At 71.9% G+C, this 2,798-nt stretch carries 1 protein-coding gene and 1 pseudogene; one reads left to right on the top strand and one right to left on the bottom strand.

Going from position 1 to position 2,798, the window contains the following annotated elements; genetic code table 11:
* Positions 1 to 65: 65 nt before the first annotated feature.
* Entirely contained in the window at positions 66 to 1,403 is a 1,338-nt protein-coding gene (locus tag HYE82_RS35665) for an extracellular solute-binding protein (RefSeq protein WP_179178377.1), read from the bottom strand.
* Positions 1,404 to 1,756: 353 nt separating this feature from the next.
* On the opposite strand from HYE82_RS35665, the pseudogene HYE82_RS35660 reads away from it, so the two are divergent.
* Positions 1,757 to 2,798, top strand: a pseudogene (locus tag HYE82_RS35660) (glycoside hydrolase); the annotation flags it as partial.

Below are 2,798 nucleotides of genomic sequence, written 5' to 3'. Positions count from 1 at the left end.
GGCGGCACGGCGGCGGTTCGGGCGCGGGACGGGGCGTGCCGGGCCGGCCCGGGGGCGGCAGCCGGTCAGCCGGTGGTGTTCGCCACGCCCTTCCTGGCGTTCGCCCACGCCTGGTCGGGTGCCGTCCCCTTGCGCTCGACCTCGCCCAGGGCGTTGGTGATCTGCTGCGCGATGTTCTGGTCGTGGACGCCGAGGACCTGGACGGGGGCGGCCTTCGCGGCGTCGCCGAAGATCCGGCCGATCGGGGCGTTCGAGAAGTACGGGTCGGTGGCGTCGGAGATCTGCGCGATGGCACCGGTCGCGGAAGGGAAGTTGCCCTGCTTCCGGAAGACCTTGGCCTGCTGCTCGGGCGCCGTGAGCCAGGAGATCAGTTCGTACGCCTCCTTCTTGTGCTTGGCGGCCCGCGGAACGGCGAGGTACGAGCCGCCCCAGTTGCCGGCGCCGGCGGGTAGCTTCGCGACGTCCCACTTGCCCTTGCCCGCGTCACCGGCCTGGCCCTTGATGTAGCCGAGCATCCAGGCGGGACAGGGCAGCGTCGCGAAGGAGCCGGCGGCGAAGGCCTGGTTCCACTGCGGCGACCACTGGTCCAGCCTGGCGCTCAGCCCGCCCTGCGCAGCCGTGACCGACGCCTCCCAGGCAGCTTTCAGGGCCGGGTTGGTCTCCCAGACCAGTCGGCCCGAGGCGTCGTGATAGCGCTCCTTCTCCTGGCCGATCATGACCGAGTAGAGGCTGGCGACGCTGTCGAGCCATGCGCTCTTGTCGGGGGCGGCGGCCTTGTACTGCCGGCCGAGTTCGAGGTATCCCTCCCACGTCGACCACTTCTTCGCGAGTTCCTCGCGGTCGGTGGGCAGACCCGCCCGGGCGAAGAGGTCGGTGCGGAAGCACATGGCCTCGGGGCCCACGTCGGTGCCCAGGCCGAGGATCTCGCCGCTCCTTCCGGTGGCCGCCGCCCACGCGGCCTCGGGGAACCCGCCCTTGAGCGCGTCCGCGCCGTACCTGCGCAGGTCCTCGAACCTGCCGCTTTGCTGCTGGGCGACGGAGGCGATCCGGCCCACCTCGACGGCCTGGACGTCCGCGAGACCGCCACCGCCGGCCAGCCGGGTCTGCAGCGACTTCCAGTAGTCGGCCTCGTCCTCGGTGTCGGTCTGCTTGATGGTCACGCCCGGGTGCAGCAGCTCGTACTCGGCGTAGAGCCCGGCCTCCTCGTAGCCGAAGGAACCGAACAGGTCCACGGTGATCGTGACCTTGCCGTCCGCGCTGTCGGAGGCGCCCTCCGGCGAACCGCCGCAGGCGGCGAGCAGGGTCCCGGCAAGAGCGACCGCCCCCAGGCGGACGGCGGCCCTTCCGGCAGCTCTCCCGGCGGCCTTTCCGGCGGCTCTCGTGGTGGCTCTGGCTGCGGGCATGGGAAGCCTCCCTTGGCTCCGGGGTGAGCGAGAACGCATCGCTGAGAGCGCTCTCACCAAGCGAGGGGAGCGTGCCCGCGGCGCGCGTGATCCGTCAAGACTCGAAGGCGCATTGGCTCAGAATCGGCCCAACTTCCGCTGTTGCGCGTTCTCTTGACACCTGTGTTTCGGGAGTCTTACGGTTCCGGCCAGCTGAGAGCGCTCTCGCATACGAGTCCCGGACGCGGCCCACCGCATGGCCACGCCACCGCATGGCCACGCCACCGCATGGCCACGCCCCCGCATGCGGACGCCACCGCATGCGGACGCCGCGGGTGAGCCGCCTTCCACCGCGATGACATGAGGTGTTCCCCATGCCCGTCCCCCACGCGCGCCGAGCCGCCCCGCTCCTCCTGGCCGCCGTCCTGGCCGCCGCGGCCGTCGGACTCGGCCCGGCCACGGCCCCCGCGGAAGCCGCCACCGTCCCCGTGGGCGCCGGAAGCCACTCCGACACCCGCCCCGCCGGAACCTCCGGCCCCACCACCAACACCGGTGCGCCCGTCACCCCCAAGGTCACCCCTGCCGCCGCAGGCAAACCGGTCCCCACCAACGACTGGTGGTCCTCGCTCGCCTTCCAGCGCTACGGCGACAACCCGTACTCCACCCCGATGTACGGCCATCCCCTCACCTACCAGGCGGTAGCAGGCGGGCTGGAGGTCGGCCACCCCACCGGTCCCGCCGTCGTCGGGGACGGCCGCCAGTACGAGTTCGCCCACCAACGCGACCTCACCGTCGGCCTCACCGGACTGGACTCGCCCGACACCAAGGCCGACTCCTGGTCCGACTGGACCGTCACCCCCTACTGGTCCGACGGCACCCGCACCCTGCGCACCACCATCGGCCACGGCATCCCGTTCGTGTACGCCCAGGGCTCCGGCGGCGACGCCCGGATCAGCGCCGCCGCCACCCCCGCCGTCTTCGCCGACCAGGGCAACGTCCTCGGCATCACCGTCGCCGGCCACCACTACGCCCTTTTCGCGCCGACGGGCGCAGACTGGAACGTCTCCGGCACCACGATCAGTGCCGCGCTCGGCGGCAGGAACTACTTCTCCGTCGCCGTCCTGCCCTCCCCTGAGGCACTCGCCACGTACAGGAAGTACGCCTTCAGCTTCGTCACCGGATCCCGGGTCGACTGGAGTGCCGCCGGCGGCACCGTACGCGCCACCTACACCCTCACCACCGAACCCAAGGAGGGCACCGAACGCGGCACCCTCCAGGCCCTCTACCGGCACCAGTGGCTCCACACCGCCGACCCCCTCACCTCCTACACGTACGTCTCGCCGCGCGGCACCATGAAGGTCCGCGAGGGCGCCGCCTTCACCACCACCCAGAAGACCGCCCCCGTCCTCCCCGCCC

The sequence above is a fragment of the Streptomyces sp. BR123 genome (assembly GCF_013401435.1).
Classification (GTDB): Bacteria; Actinomycetota; Actinomycetes; order Streptomycetales; family Streptomycetaceae; genus Streptomyces.
The sequence above is the reverse complement of the archived record's forward strand: the minus strand, read 5'-3'. Positions and strand labels throughout refer to the sequence as shown.